This window comes from Shewanella sp. FJAT-51649 (assembly GCF_019457435.1).
Classification (GTDB): Bacteria; Pseudomonadota; Gammaproteobacteria; order Enterobacterales; family Shewanellaceae; genus Shewanella; species Shewanella mangrovisoli.
In genome coordinates, this window is sequence record NZ_CP080411.1 from 3,175,819 (window position 1) to 3,190,370 (window position 14,552).

Sequence of the window (14,552 nt, forward strand, 5' to 3'; positions counted from 1 at the left end):
GATTGTCTAAGGCATTTATCAACGTGTAAGGGAGAATTGTATTGAAACCGAATGGGGAAAGCCAGAATAGGACTCACATACGAGAGCCGGATAACATACCCGCAGGGCTAGCCTGCGGGTCGTTAGCTCACGCAAGCTTAGGCTTGGCTGCGTTTTTCGGCGATATAACGGTCAACTAATTTTTCTAGAATATCTAAGGGAACCGCACCATTTTTCAGCACTACATCATGAAAATCCCGTAAATCGAATTTATCACCTAGGGCTTGTTTGGCTTTTTCCCGCAGCTCGAGAATTTTCATCATGCCCACCTTATAGGCCGTCGCTTGGCCAGGCATAACGATATAACGCTCGATTTCTGCAGTCACGTCGCGGTCGGACATACCGGTGTTTTGTTTCATATAGTCAATGGCTTGCTCACGGGTCCAGCGGCTATGGTGGATACCCGTATCGACAACCAGACGCACGGCCCTAAACAGCTCCGCCTGTAATCGACCAATATTGTCGAAGGGATCTTGCTGAAAACCGAGTTCCCAGGCTAAACGCTCAGAATAGAGCGCCCAACCTTCGATATAGGCCGTAAAAGGTGCCATCTTGCGGATCAGCGGTTGCCCTTCAAGCTCCATAGCCACCGCGATTTGGAAGTGATGCCCTGGGATGCCCTCATGGTAAGCCAAGGTACGCATGCCATATTTAGGGGTCGCTTTGATATCGAACAGGTTGGCGTAGAAACGCCCCGGACGACTACCATCAATCGCCGGCTGCTGGTAATAAGCGCCCGGTGCAGTTTTCTCTTTAAATTCAGGAATGCGCACCACTTCCATCCCCGCTTTAGGACGAATACGGAAGGCGTTATCTAAGCCCGCATTCACTTCATCGAGGATTTTTTGGTAATCCACTAAGATCTGCGCCCGGCCCGCATCTGAGTCTTCATAATAGAACTTAGGATCGGCGGCCAGCGCTTCGATTGCCACCGAGAATCCTTGGCTGGTGTCGTATCCCTGCGCGGCCAAAATCGTCATGATTTCGTCCTGAATACGGCTCACCTCGGCTAATCCCTTGGCATGGATTTCATCAGCACTGTAATTTGTGGTGGTAAAAAACTTCAGCAACTGCTCGTAGGCCACATCGCCATTCGGCAAGGCCCAATAACCATCATCCGTGCCCGCTTTGGCCTGTAACGCCGTGAAGTAATCGATAAAGAGTCGATATGCCGGTTTAACATCGGACTCGATATTGGCTTTTGCCTGAGCAAGCAAACGCGCCTGTTCATCGGCATTGATTTGCGTGTCGGCGAGCTTAGTTTTAAAGGAGCTGTAGAGAATATTGTCTTCGACGGGCGCATTGATGAAGTCATTCATCTCGGTTAGCACCCGCTCAATCACAAACTTAGGCGGAATAATGCCCTTAGCTTCTCGAAGCTTTAATCCTTCTAAGGTTTGGCCAAATTTGGTCTTCACCGCAATTAAGCGTGATAGGTAGTTTTCGGCATCTTCAACCGAGTGCACTTGGTGCTGCGCCTGCATAAAGCTCGGATAACCATTTTGCACACCAAACAGCTGATTGACAGGATAATTGTGGTAACGATAGGGTTCAGATGCCAAGGCAAAATCCGCCAAATACAGTGCGATATCCTTCGAAATGCGCTGATTATCATCCAGATCGGTATCTTGGTAGCTGAGTAAGGTATCCCTTAGGGCACGGACTTGGGTAAAGGTTTTATCCATGGCCTCGGGGCTATCATCGTCGAGCAAGGCATTGTGGCCAGTGATACCAACGGATTCTAAAAATCCCAAGGAGGTTAAGGTCTCGGGGCTTTCGAATGCCATTTTGACCATGCTTCTATCTAAAAATGCGCGGAAGAAAAAAGGCTTTTTCGCAAACCATTCATGGGCGGCGAGCGCCCCGAGCAATAACACTAAGGCGAGAGTGCCCAGTCCAATTCGTTTTAATACCGTTTTCAATATTCACGCTCCTTGCCATTGTCGGGACCATGCGCCCAAGATAATTTGGCAGCGAGAATATCACCACCACAGTTAAGCAACAATTTTATAACGTAACGAATCATTGCAATTGGTGTTTGCCAGCATAGCGCCTCAGCCCGGCAAAAACTCTCAGAAGAATAAGCGGATAACGAACGGTTAACCCAATGTGCTCGACGAGCAAATTGATAAGTTAAGATTGCGGCTGCTTTTGCCAGTCGTGATGTCACTACCTAAGCAACCATACAGCTATCCATGCAATAGCTTAGCCTCGGCTTTTTCAAGCCTTCTGGGCTTACCCACAATCAGTAAAATATCACCCGCGCGAAAGACCCAATCCTGCGCAGGATGTTCAACTTCGGCGCCACTGCGGCGGATGGCTCTTAACTCTACCCGTAGCAGCTCCCAGTCAATATCCGCCACTTGCTTACCCACGGCATCCGCGCCGCGGTGTAACAGCACGGCGTGGAGCGACTCTAAGGTAAAGTCGGTTTCGGTACCGGAAAAGAAACCGTGTAAAAATTGATAATGGTTGCGCCGCTCCGACTCCAACCGCTTAAGGATCCGCGCCAACGGTACACCGCATTGATGCAGCACCTGCGAGACCAACATCAAACTGCCCTCTAAGGTTTCGGGGATCACCTGATTCGCCCCCGCCTTTTGCAGCATGTCTAACTCACTGTCATCGCGGGTTCTGACGAGGATTTTAGCGTCTGGCGCCAATTGCTTACACAGGGGTAAGGCTTCTTCTAAACTGCGGGTCTCGCAGAAGGTAATAACGATCATTTTGGCGTGTTTAATCCCTACTTGCTTAAGGATCGCCCGCTTACACACATCGCCAAAATAAATCGGCTCCCCTGCCCGGCGCGCCTCAGATACCCGCGTGGGGTCAAGATCGAGTACTAAATAGGGCACGGCTTCTGTCTTTAAAAACCGGGCTATGGTTTGGCCAACGCGGCCATAACCTAAAATCACCACCAGATCGTGATCCTCGGTAATAATCGGCACCACTTCATCCACATGCCCCGACTGGCGGATCCCTAACAGCCACTTGGCAATATCCACGCTATGGCGCACCAACCAAGGGGCAATGCTCATCGACAATACCGCAACCATCACCAGCATAGTGCTGAGCTGATTGCTCAATAACCCATAACTGACCGCCAGGGCTAATACCACAAAACTGAATTCGCCGACCTGAGCCAGACTCAAAGCCGTGCTGATAGCAATCCGAAACGGCTCGCCGACCAGTCGCAATAAACTATGGACAATCAGCGCTTTGCCAACCACAACGGCGAGCAAGATCAGTAAAATCTGCCACCAGAATTGCATCACCAGTGCGAAATCGAGCATCATGCCGATGGAGATAAAAAACAGCCCCATGAGTAAATCGCGAAACGGCCGAATATCCGCCTCTAGCTGGCGGCGGTACTGACTCTCACCGAGCAACATTCCCGCCATAAAGGCGCCGAGCGCCATCGACAAGCCTAACCACTGGGTAAAGGCCCCCGTAACTAAAGCCACCACGAGCGTCGAGAGTACAAAGAGTTCATTAGAGCGGGAACGAGCCACCTCATCAAACAGTCGAGGCAAAGCCCATTTACCTAAGGCCATTAGCAAGAAGAAAGCAAGAATCCCCTTTAGTAGCGCCAAGACGATTGCCGCTAACATCAAGGGCTCATCATTCTGCCCGAGTAATGGCAGCAAAATAAGCAGAGGAACGACGGCTAAATCCTGAAATAACAACACACTGACCGACAGCTCGCCATGGCGGCGCCTAAGCCAGCCCTGCTCGTTGAGCAGTTTGAGCACAATTGCGGTGGAAGAAAGTGCAATTGCCGCGCCTATGACTAAAGATTCTATGCCATTCAAGCCACAGGCTAAGGCAACCAACATAGTGAGTACTGTGGTGACAATTACCTGCGCGCTACCTAATCCAAATACGGTTCTGCGCATGGCCCACAATCTTGGCACCGAAAACTCGAGTCCCAGCGTAAACATCAAGAGCACAACCCCAAGTTCGGCGACGGACTGCATTTGCTGCTGGGTAAACCAGTGGAATCCACTGGGCCCACTTACCACTCCGGTTAATAAATACGCCAAAATCACCGGCAAGCCGATACGCCGCAGCAAGGCAATCGCGACGATGGCGATCAGCAACATAAGGAGAACTTGGATCAAGAAACCATGCTCCATAGGCTCGATAACTCCTGTCAAATAACTGGCGTGTCAAAAATAAGGGAGTGCGCTTTAAGCTTAACTGAGTGACATACAAAGACAAATTTTATTAGCAAACAACACGGCACATATATTGCTTAATATGGACAATAGTTCCAATTGCCATTTCATTTGCTGGGGTAAACATAATGGACTTTGGCTTAGCGACAACCTTGTATCCAGACGATTATAACTATCAAACAGAGGCGTATAGCCCAACAACGTCGTCATTGGATTTAGTTCAAGTGATCCAGCAACTGCATGCCAGCCTAGATCCGCGGACCGTCTTTGCCTGCTACGGCAAAGTGCTAGGACAACATTTGCCCGTCCAAGGTGTTCGCCTGCAAGCCGAGCAACAAAAATTAAGCTGGGGCAAACGTTATGGGATCAGTCTGAAACGACAGATCATCTGTGGCGGCACCCCACTTACACTGCAGTATCAACTGCTGACGCCGCTCACACCTTCGCAAACCATTATCCTGCAAGAGATTGAGCCCTTACTGCTGCAACCATTATTAAATGCCATGCAGTATCAAGAGATGTCGATGCAGGCGATGTTCGATTCCCTCACCGGCCTTGGCAATCGTCATTATTACACTCAAAGTTTGAAAAATGCGGTGGCCAGAGCCCACAGAAAACAGGGTGCGGTATCACTTATCGTATTGGATTTGGATAATTTTAAGCAGCTTAACGATAGGTATGGTCACAAATGTGGTGATTATATTTTGAAGGAGTTTGGAGACATTATCCGCAGCAGTATCCGCAGTACCGATCAGGCCTTCCGTATCGGAGGCGACGAGTTTGTGGTGATAGTGCAAGGCAATATTCATGCGGCGGGTTTACTGTGCGAACGTATCGTCACAGCGACCAATGCCCATGCGAGTTTCCATCAATTTGGCGTAAGCAGTAGCCTAGGTGCGGCTGAGGCGAGCGATACCATGGAAGCCGAACAACTCTATGAGCAGGCTGATAAAACCTTGTATCAAGCCAAAGCCTCGGGCCGTAATTGCTACAAGTTAAGCCCAACTCAACTGTCTTAATCGAGCATGGATGCTGCTCACAGCAATAAAGCATGGCAAATAGACTTTGCTATCCGATTGCTTGCCCATCAAACTTAAGCCCTACATCACTCCCTTGGGCACAAAATGCCTTTTCGACCCAGAGTCCTAGCGCCATCACTAAACGCTCGTTATAGAACAAGAACCCTACATCAGCACGTAGCCATGGCGGCACAGCGCATTCTTGCCAGAGTTTTTTAAGCTCGCGTCCCTTATCGCGAAAATGCGGCTGACAGCGGAATTGTCCCGGTAACTGATAACGCAGGCTCACCACCTCATCCGCCTTGGGTAAACGCAGCCGAGGACCCGTGGTAATTAAGGAAAATGGCGCAATCTTATCTTCAAGCCTTGTTGATGCTTGAGTGAGTAAAGCCAGAATATCTTGATGCAGTTTGCGCGCAGTGATGCGCGGCGCGGCGGATGCAGTGTTTACCGTATCCAGATAAAGCATGCCGGCAAAGCGGCGCAGCACACAGTCACCAATCTGGATCTGTACTTTGGCATCCTCTTTTGCCCCCATAAACTGCTGCAGGATTTGCAGTAACTGCACATAGGAAGGCAATGTAAAGCCTTGGGATTCGATAAAGCCCCGCAGCAGTAATCCCTGCCATTCACTGGTTTGTGCAGCCAGTTCATCAAGCTTAAGCACGGTTTGCTGGGTAAAGTGCGCCTCGGTTAACAGCTTAGGTAAACGCTCACTCACCTCGGCATCCACTATGGCCTGCTGCTCGGCGCAAAGCTGAGCGCTGCGACTTGCAGTGGTGGCGATACTGGGCCAACGTGCTTTTAGGCGTGGGATAATCTCGAGGCGTAAAAAGTTACGATCGTATTTATCGTCTTGATTACTTTCATCTTCGATATGCACTAGCTGCCGGGTTTGGGCGAAAGCTTCAATCTGCTCACGGCTAATATCGAGCAAGGGACGCACTTGCAGGCAAGCTCCCTTCTCGCCGAGTGGGAGCATTTGGATTGGCCCCATGGCGGCTAATCCTTTGGGGCCCTGACCGCGTTTGAGGGCGAGTAGAATCGTCTCGAGTTGGTCATCTTCATGGTGGGCGGTCAGCAGTACATCCTGAGGCTTGAGGTGCTGCAATATCGCCTGATAACGCATTTTTCGCGCCTCGGCTTCAACACTCACTCTCGGCCCTAAGGTGAGTTGTACTCGCTCGACTCTGATTGGCAAACCATAGTTGGCGGCGCGAGTTTGGCAGTGCACGGCCCAAGCGTCGGCATTAGGGCTCAAGCCATGGTGCACATAAATTAGCTGATAATGTAACTCGGGGTGATGTTTAGCGAATTCACTCAAACCGTAGGCGAGCACTTCGGAATCGACGCCGCCGCTGTAAGCGAGGACTAACTTGCTCCCCGCTTGCAGCGGTAAGCTCGCTAAAAATCGCGCTATATGGGCACAAAGTTCCATCGCCGCCATTGCACTCACCCTATAAAATCCATCACTCGCTGACTTTCAATTATCCCCCAGCCACCCCCAAGTCTTTGTCAGGTTATCGATTAGGGGAACAGGATCCGCACCTTATTTGGCCCAAGCAGGTTCTCAAGGGCAAACACCAATTCATCACTGGGGTTGACTCGCCAATTTTCCGCCAACCTAAATTGGCCTTTGGCCTGGGCTTGACTGTAGTTAATCACCACGGGCACGGCACCATTACGCCACGGGCTGATTGACTGCTCGATACTTTCGAGCACGCTTGGCGTTAGCTGCGAGGCGTCTAAATCGATTTCTAAGGCGCTGGCAAAGTGGCTACGCGCCTCGCTGATATCGATAATATTACGCGCCGTCATGCGGTTGCCACCGGCAAAATCATCGAAGCTTACTTCACCTTCGCAGATCAGGATCCTGTCCTTCTCGAGCAGATGGTTAAACTTCTCAAAGGCTTCGGTAAAGAGCATCACCTCGAGGCGTGCACTCTTGTCATCTAGCGTCAGCAGACCCATTTTTGAGCCACGCTTAGTGAGCATCACCCGGGTTGCTACCACAAGACCCGCCGCCTTCACCGTTTTGCCGCGATCGGTTGGATGCACGTCCTTTAAGCGCCCAGAAGTGTAATGCTTAAGCTCTTTAAGATATTGATTAATCGGGTGACCGGTTAAATACAGACCTAAGGTCTCGCGCTCCCCTTCGAGCCAAATTTTATCGGGCCACGGGGTACATTCGACAAACTGCTGCTTGCTGTCTTCAGGGTCGCTATTAAGCAGACCAAACATATCATGCTGGCCAATGGCCTCGGCCTTAGCGTGCTGATCGGCGGCGCTTATCGCCTCGGGCAAAGTGGCCATCATAGAGGCGCGGTGCGGCCCAAGCGCATCTAAGGCGCCAGCGCAGATAAGCTTTTCAATCACCCGCTTGTTAAGCTTTTTAAGATCGATACGGGCGCAAAAGTCGAATAAATCTTTAAAGGGGCCATCTTTACGTGCCTCTAAAATCGACTCAACCGGCCCCTCACCCACACCTTTGATCGCGCCAATGCCGTAGACGATACGCAGCTCATCATCGACGGTAAACTTAAACAGACCTTTGTTCACATCCGGCGGAATAATAGTGAGTCCCATGCGCTCACATTCATCCACTAGGGTGACGATTTTATCTGTGTTGTCCATATCGGCGGACATTACTGCCGCCATAAACTGCGACGGGAAGTGAGTCTTGAGCCACAGCGTTTGATAGGACACGAGCGCGTACGCGGCGGAGTGGGATTTGTTAAAGCCGTAGCCGGCAAACTTTTCCACTAAGTCGAAGATTTTCATCGCCAACTCGCCATCGACGCCGTTCTTAATCGCCCCTTCCTTAAAGGTACCGCGCTGTTTGGCCATCTCCTCGGGCTTTTTCTTACCCATAGCGCGGCGCAGCATGTCCGCGCCGCCTAAGGTATAACCCGATAGTACCTGCGCAATCTGCATCACCTGCTCTTGGTACAAAATAATGCCGTAGGTGGGCGACAACAGCTCCTTCAAGGATTCATGCTGATATTGAGAATCGGGGTAGGACACTTCTTCACGACCATGCTTACGCTCGATAAAGTTATCCACCATGCCCGATTGCAGAGGGCCTGGGCGGAACAGTGCCACGAGTGCGATCATATCTTCGAAGCAGTCAGGTTGAAGACGCTTAATCAAATCCTTCATACCACGGGATTCCAGCTGGAATACCGCAGTGGTTTCATAGCGTTGCAGCAAGCGGAACGAAGCCGGATCGTCTAGGGGAATCGCCTCAATCCGCACCGGTGGACGGCCGTTTTTAACCTCCACCTTGTTGATCATCTCCAGCGCCCAGTCGACGATGGTGAGGGTTCTTAATCCCAAGAAGTCGAATTTGACTAAGCCAGCGGTTTCCACGTCGTTCTTATCGAACTGGGTTACCGGGTTTTTACCTTCGGCGTCACAGTAAAGCGGCGAGAAGTCGGTGATCTTGGTGGGCGCAATCACCACGCCCCCCGCGTGCTTACCGGCGTTACGGGTCACACCCTCGAGCTTACGGCACATGTCGATAAGATCTTTCACATCCTCATCGGCATCGTAGGATTCCTGCAGCGCAGGCTCGACCTCAAAGGCCTTGGCGAGCGTCATGCCTGGCTCTGGCGGAATCAACTTAGAAATACGGTCCACAAAGCCATAGGGATGGCCAAGCACACGACCCACGTCGCGGATAACCGCCTTGGCCGCCATGGTACCGAAGGTAATGATCTGCGATACCGCCTCACGGCCGTAGAGTTCGGCCACATGGTCAATTACCTCATCGCGTCTATCCATACAGAAGTCGACGTCGAAGTCAGGCATAGATACCCGCTCTGGGTTGAGGAATCGTTCGAACAGTAGGTCGAATTCGAGGGGGTCTAAGTCGGTAATTTTAAGGGCATAGGCCACAAGCGAGCCCGCACCCGAGCCACGGCCTGGCCCCACGGGAATGCCGTTATCCTTACCCCACTGGATAAACTCCATCACGATAAGGAAGTAACCGGGGAAGCCCATCTGGTTGATAACCTTAAGCTCCACATCGAGACGCTCGTCATATTCACCGCGGCGCTCGGCGCGCACTTGTGGATCGGGGAATAAGAACTCTAAACGCTCTTCAAGCCCCTTCTTAGAGCAATCAACCAGATAATCCTCAATCGACATATCGCCGGTGGGGAAGTTAGGTAAGAAGTATTCGTATAAGCGGATGGTAACGTTGCAGCGCTTGGCAATTTCAACGGTATTTTCAAGCGCGGCAGGAATGTCGGCAAACAGCTCGCACATTTCCTCTTCGCTACGAAGATACTGCTGCTCACTGTATTTTTTAGGACGGCGGGGATCGGCAAGCGTAAAACCATCGTGAATCGCCACACGGATCTCATGGGATTCAAAGTCTTCGGGTTTTAAAAACACCACCTGATTGGTGGCCACCACTGGGATGCCCTTTTCCTGCGCCAGTCCCACCGCCATATGCAGGTAACGCTCCTCATCGGTGCGCCCCGTACGCAATAACTCGAGGTAATAACGCCCTTCAAAATGCTGCTGATAAAACTCGCATAAGGACTCAACTTGGGTATTGTTGCCCTTAAGCAGCGCCTTACCTACGTCTCCTTCCCGACCGCCAGATAGCAGCAAAATGCCTTCGTTGTAGGTGACCAGCCACTCTTGGTCAATCACCACGCGCCCTTGAACATGGCCACGTAAATAGGCTTGGCTGATGATTTGAGTGAGGTTTTGATAGCCATCATTATTCATCGCAATAATGGTTAAGGCACAAAACTCACCATCAAATCCCGGCACTTGCATCCAAAAGTCCGCGCCGATAATCGGCTTGATCCCCGCCCCGTGGCAGCCACCATAAAACTTGACCAGACCACAGAGGTTGTTTTGATCCGTTAAGGCCACAGCGGCCATGCCCTTCGCCTCAACTTGGGCGAGGATGGGTTTGACCTTAGCCACACCATCGGACATAGAAAAGTCACTGTGGACACGAAGATGCACAAAACGAGGATCGGACATAATTAGAATTATCTTTGAATAGCAGGTTAACAATCACTAAAAAAGCAGACTAACAAAGTCACAGCCCTTGGGCTAGTGACTTTGCTCTCAAGCTGAAGTGAAAACACTCAATCGGTGTTAACGCTCCAGTAATGCCTTGACGGGTTTGAAACTTTTACGATATTGGTCGAACACGCCGTGCTCGGCGATGGCGTCAAAATGCGCCTTAGTCGGATACCCCTTATGCTTAGCAAATCCATACTGGGGGTAAGCGGCATCGAGGGCATCCATCTCCCGATCGCGGGTGACTTTGGCAATAATCGACGCCGCACTGATACTCGCAATCAGGCCATCACCTTTGACTATGCTATGACTGGTCAGAGTCAGCCCCTGATGCGTAAACGCCGGGCTGCGATTACCATCGACTAAAACTAACTCGGGCGCACGTGTAAGCCCCGCTACCGCACGCTGCATCGCAAGCATTGTGGCATGGAGGATATTCAGCTCATCGATTTCCAAAGGACTGGCCCGCCCCACATGATAACTCAAGGCTTTTTCACAAATCTCATCGAACAAGGCCTCGCGGCGCTTCTCGGTAAGCTTTTTAGAATCATTTAAGCCAGCAATGGGACGATTGGGGTCGAGGATCACCGCAGCGGTGACCACATCGCCAACAAGTGGGCCACGGCCAACTTCATCCACCCCCGCCACTAAACCTGTTAAGAAGGTGGCAATATCGGCGTCGGTCAACGTCTTAAATACCGCCATTAGTTCACATCCTTAGCATCGACGAGTGCAAGCACCGCCTCTGCCGCTTTTTGACTGGCATCACAGCGCAGCATGTGATGTAAACGCTCAAACTCGGCTTTGATTGGCGCAAAGTCGCGGTTCAGCTCAACGCCAACCGCAGCGGCAATCTTTTCTGGGGTGCAGTCGTGCTGGATAAGCTCTGGCACTACATCTCGTCCCGCTAACAGATTCGGCAGGGAGAAACGGTTCACTTGCATCATAGTTTTCGCTATCTGATAGGTCAGCGGACTCACGCGATACGCCACCACCATAGGACGTTTGATCAGCATGGCCTCAAGTGTTGCCGTGCCCGACGCCAGTAAAATGCCATCGGCGGCGGCCATCACCTCACGGGACTTGCCTTCCACCATGTGGATTTCCAGATCCGGTGCATGCGCTTTTAATGCTTGCTCAAACTGCTCACGGCGCTTTTGGTTCACTAAAGGCGTCACAAAGCGAATATCGGGAAATTGCTGCTTGATAAGTAGCGCAGCCTTCACAAAAGGCTCGGCCAATTGCTTTAATTCACCGCCGCGTGAGCCGGGTAAAATCGCGAGGTATTCGGCATCAGGATCGAGCTCAAGCAGTTGACGGGCGCTCGCTTTATCACTCTCTAACGGAATATCGTCAGCCAAGGTATGGCCAACAAAGGTACAAGGCACCTGATGCTTATCGTAAAAGGCCTTCTCAAAGGGCAATAACGACAGCACCATATTGGTGGCCTTAGCGATTTTAAAAATACGCTTAGGGCGCCATGCCCATACCGAAGGGCTCACGTAGTGAACGGTTTTAATTCCCTGCGCCTTTAACTTAAGCTCAAGACCAATATTAAAATCCGGTGCATCGATACCAATAAAACAATCGGGCTTAAGCTCGGTGATGGACTTAATTAGGGATGAGCGCACGTGGAGTAAGCGTGGCAAGCGTGATAGCACTTCGACTATCCCCATCACGGCTAACTCTTCCATCGCGAACAGAGATTCGAAGCCTAGGGCTTCCATTCGAGGTCCACCAATACCGACAAAACGGGCGTTGGGGTGTGTTTTTTGCAGTGCAGCCATTAAACCTGCACCTAAAATATCGCCGGAGAGTTCTCCGGCGACCATTGCAAACACTAATTGAGATTTTTTGCTCATAAACCAATCATATCTGACAAGTGAATGGCACCGCAGCGTATCTCTGCCATGGCATTGTCTAAAGCAGAATATTACGAGCAGTGCCTATGAATGGCATAGTGTAGAGTCTAGGACTCTTAACGAATAATGCCGCGACCCGATGATTTAACAAACTCAATGAACGACTTAACTTGCTCATCGTTCTGCGCATCTTCGGCAAGCGCTTCAATCGCTTCATCAACAGTTAAACTGCTGCGATATAAGGTTTTATAGGCACGGCGTACCGCTAATTGGCTCTCCTTTGAGAAACCACGGCGCTTCATACCTTCGCTGTTTAAGCCTCGAGGAATGGCAGGTTGTCCCGCCGCCATCACAAAGGGTGGCACATCCTGTAGCAATAACGAACAACCCGCGGTAAAGGCGTGGGCACCGATATGCACAAACTGGTGAACCCCAGTCATACCACCGAGAATCGCCCAGTCACCCACATGCACATGGCCTGCGATAGAGGCATTGTTAGCCATAATCACGTTATTACCGACCACACAGTCATGGGCGATATGCACGTAGTTCATAAACAGGTTATTAGAGCCGATACGAGTTTCGCTATTATCTTGAACCGTACCACGGTGAATGGTCACATGTTCACGGATAACGTTGTTATCGCCAATAATGAGTCGAGTCGGCTCGCCAGCGTATTTCTTATCTTGGCATTCTTCACCCACGGAGGCGAATTGGAAAATACGGTTGCCTTTACCGATAATGGTTGGCCCCTTCACCACTACGTGGGAGCTTAACCAACAATCGTCGCCAATCTCGACACCCGCGCCCACATAACTCCATGGGCCTATGGTGACGTTTTTACCAATTTTTGCATCGGGATGCACAAACGCTAATGTATCTATCACTGATTAATCTCTCTGCGGGCACACATGATTTCAGCGGAACAAACCACTTCACCATCCACTTTGGCCTCACCATAGAAAACGCCAATCCCGCGGCGCTCTTTAATCATTTTGACTTCAAAATGGATTTGGTCGCCAGGCTCAACCACACGTCTAAAACGTGCATTATCGATACCAGCAAAATAGTACAACACACCAGGAGGCGGTACATCGTCACTCATGGTCTTAAACGCGAGCAGACCAGTGGCCTGTGCCATAGCTTCTAAAATCAGCACGCCGGGCATCACAGGCTGAACAGGGAAATGTCCCTGGAAAAAGGGTTCATTAATCGTCACGTTTTTAATCGCATGGAGACTCTCACCTGGGGTGTAATCCAAAACGCGATCGATTAATAAAAATGGATATCTATGGGGTAGATACTTAAGGATCTCCGTAATATCCATAGTGTTCATTTGATTAGACACGAACCTAGTTCCTCAAAATTGCCTTGGGGCAATTACTCTGGTGTATTTGAATTCTTTTCCAACGTTTTCACACGTTGAAACAGTTCATCCAATTGACGGAAGCGAACTGTATTTTTACGCCACACTTTGTTTTCCATTGCCACTGTCGCAGAAGAATACAAACCAGGCTCACGCATGTTACCTGTAACGTTTGTCGCGCCAGAAAGATGGACACCGTCGGCAATGGTCAAGTGGCCTGCAATCGCGCAGTTACCACCAATAATACAATGTTTACCAATGGTTACACTGCCAGCAATGGTCGTGCTGCCAGCGATCGCGGTATTTTCACCAATTATATCGTTATGGGCAACCTGTACTTGGTTGTCGATGATCACACCGTTATGGATCTCGGTATGACCTAAAGCCCCACGGTCGATGGTTGAGTTCGCACCGATTTCGACGCGATCGCCAATGCGTACACCACCGGTTTGTGGAATTTTAATCCATTGTCCACGCTCGTTGGCGTAACCGAAACCGTCGGAGCCAATAATGGCGCCGGAATGGATAATACAATCTTGGCCTAAATGAACGTTATGATAGAGGGTCACATTGGCCCACAGACGCGTATTAGAGCCTACGATAGAGTCTTGACCAATCACAGAGCCCGCACCAATCTGCACGTTTTCGCCGAGGATCACATTCGCGCCGATCACCACATTGGCACCAATCGCTACACCTTCGCCTAACTGGGCAGAAGAGTCGATTTGTGCCGAGGGATGGATACCTAGGGCCGCCTTGGGCGTGGTATCTAAAAACTGTGCCACACGGGCAAACCCCACATAGGGGTCTTTAACGACTAACGCAGTGCCTGAATAGTCCTGCGCGTCTTTAGCCGACAATAACACCGCGCTCGCTTGAGTTGACTCAAGCTGAGCACGGTATTTGCTGTTGGCTAAAAAAGAGATTTGACCCGATTGGGCATGCTCAAGGGTCGCAACGCTGTTGATCACTAACGTTTCATCACCTTGGACAACGCCATCTAATAACAGGCTTAGCTCTTTTAAAGTCACACTTTTCATTA

General features: G+C 50.6%; 10 protein-coding genes. 1 reads left to right on the forward strand and 9 read right to left on the reverse strand.

Translation table 11 applies throughout. From position 1 onward, the window contains the following. Window positions 1-137: 137 nt before the first annotated feature. Entirely contained in the window at window positions 138-1,961 is a 1,824-nt protein-coding gene (locus K0H59_RS14115) for a DUF885 family protein (RefSeq protein WP_088210655.1), read from the reverse strand. A 267-nt stretch (window positions 1,962-2,228) separates the two neighbouring features. Next, window positions 2,229-4,175: a monovalent cation:proton antiporter family protein gene (locus tag K0H59_RS14120; RefSeq protein WP_088210654.1), complete on the reverse strand. Its 1,947-nt coding sequence runs from the start codon at window positions 4,173-4,175 to the stop codon at window positions 2,229-2,231. 170 nt (window positions 4,176-4,345) lie between these two features. Between K0H59_RS14120 and K0H59_RS14125 the strand changes: the two genes are divergently transcribed. Then, the gene (locus K0H59_RS14125) at window positions 4,346-5,236 is read left to right on the forward strand and encodes a GGDEF domain-containing protein (RefSeq protein ID WP_220053480.1); all 891 of its coding nucleotides are present in this window, start codon (window positions 4,346-4,348) and stop codon (window positions 5,234-5,236) included. Window positions 5,237-5,285: 49 nt separating this feature from the next. On the opposite strand, the gene tilS is transcribed toward K0H59_RS14125, so the two are convergent. From tilS to lpxD, 7 genes are all read right to left on the reverse strand, one after another. Beyond that, the gene (gene tilS / locus K0H59_RS14130) at window positions 5,286-6,683 is read right to left on the reverse strand and encodes a tRNA lysidine(34) synthetase TilS (protein WP_220053481.1); all 1,398 of its coding nucleotides are present in this window, start codon (window positions 6,681-6,683) and stop codon (window positions 5,286-5,288) included. Window positions 6,684-6,763: 80 nt separating this feature from the next. Next, window positions 6,764-10,240, reverse strand: a complete 3,477-nt coding sequence (dnaE, locus tag K0H59_RS14135) for a DNA polymerase III subunit alpha (protein ID WP_220053482.1) — start codon at window positions 10,238-10,240, stop codon at window positions 6,764-6,766. Window positions 10,241-10,357: 117 nt separating this feature from the next. Continuing rightward, entirely contained in the window at window positions 10,358-10,987 is a 630-nt protein-coding gene (gene rnhB / locus K0H59_RS14140; protein WP_220053483.1) for a ribonuclease HII, read from the reverse strand. Next, window positions 10,987-12,144, reverse strand: coding sequence for a lipid-A-disaccharide synthase (gene lpxB / locus K0H59_RS14145; RefSeq protein ID WP_088210649.1), 1,158 nt, complete (start codon window positions 12,142-12,144; stop codon window positions 10,987-10,989). Before lpxB ends, rnhB begins: the two co-directional genes overlap by 1 nt. A 116-nt stretch (window positions 12,145-12,260) precedes the next feature. Further along, window positions 12,261-13,031: an acyl-ACP--UDP-N-acetylglucosamine O-acyltransferase gene (lpxA, locus tag K0H59_RS14150; RefSeq protein WP_011717682.1), complete on the reverse strand. Its 771-nt coding sequence runs from the start codon at window positions 13,029-13,031 to the stop codon at window positions 12,261-12,263. Then, complete coding sequence (gene fabZ, locus K0H59_RS14155) at window positions 13,028-13,492, reverse strand: 3-hydroxyacyl-ACP dehydratase FabZ (RefSeq protein WP_041412686.1); 465 nt, start codon at window positions 13,490-13,492, stop codon at window positions 13,028-13,030. The genes lpxA and fabZ overlap by 4 nt, the downstream gene beginning before the upstream one ends. A 32-nt stretch (window positions 13,493-13,524) precedes the next feature. Continuing rightward, complete coding sequence (gene lpxD, locus K0H59_RS14160; RefSeq protein WP_220053484.1) at window positions 13,525-14,550, reverse strand: UDP-3-O-(3-hydroxymyristoyl)glucosamine N-acyltransferase; 1,026 nt, start codon at window positions 14,548-14,550, stop codon at window positions 13,525-13,527. Between the last annotated feature and the right edge of the window lie 2 nt (window positions 14,551-14,552).

What these genes read in the sequence shown, in the direction of transcription:
- K0H59_RS14120 (WP_088210654.1), bottom strand. Translation starts at nt 4,175, where the DNA reads ATGGAGCATGGTTTCTTGATCCAAGTTCTCCTTATGTTGCTGATCGCC.
- K0H59_RS14125 (WP_220053480.1), top strand. Translation starts at nt 4,346, where the DNA reads ATGGACTTTGGCTTAGCGACAACCTTGTATCCAGACGATTATAACTAT.
- tilS (WP_220053481.1), bottom strand. Translation starts at nt 6,683, where the DNA reads ATGGCGGCGATGGAACTTTGTGCCCATATAGCGCGATTTTTAGCGAGC.
- dnaE (WP_220053482.1), bottom strand. Translation starts at nt 10,240, where the DNA reads ATGTCCGATCCTCGTTTTGTGCATCTTCGTGTCCACAGTGACTTTTCT.
- rnhB (WP_220053483.1), bottom strand. Translation starts at nt 10,987, where the DNA reads ATGGCGGTATTTAAGACGTTGACCGACGCCGATATTGCCACCTTCTTA.
- lpxB (WP_088210649.1), bottom strand. Translation starts at nt 12,144, where the DNA reads ATGAGCAAAAAATCTCAATTAGTGTTTGCAATGGTCGCCGGAGAACTC.
- lpxD (WP_220053484.1), bottom strand. Translation starts at nt 14,550, where the DNA reads ATGAAAAGTGTGACTTTAAAAGAGCTAAGCCTGTTATTAGATGGCGTT.